The organism is Bartonella sp. AA81SXKL, from assembly GCF_042196945.1.
Classification (GTDB): Bacteria; Pseudomonadota; Alphaproteobacteria; order Rhizobiales; family Rhizobiaceae; genus Bartonella.
On record NZ_JBHIRH010000335.1, the window covers coordinates 338 to 618 of the forward strand.

At 35.2% G+C, this 281-nt stretch carries 1 pseudogene; it reads right to left on the reverse strand.

The features are described 5' to 3' along the window. A pseudogene (locus ACFINZ_RS11525) lies at window positions 1-238 on the reverse strand (AsmA family protein); the annotation flags it as partial. Window positions 239-281 lie beyond the last annotated feature (43 nt).

Genomic DNA, 281 nt, shown 5'->3' on the forward strand with positions numbered 1-281 from the left:
TCATTTTTGATATTAAAGTAATACCGGAAAGATATGCTTTAGGATAAGGAAAAATATTCAACCGCGGTGGATCACGCAATTCCACATTATAGCCTGTCCACACACTCAAATCCTGCGCTAAACGAATACGAATCGTATCTGTCGACACAAGATAAGGTAAAATGAGAATACCAACTTCAAATAAAACAACAATTGTAATAAAAATTCCGCTCAAAAATTTTATTATTCTGGCGCGCACAATCTTCCTCTATACTTTTGCCCCTATAACAGATTAAAAGCAC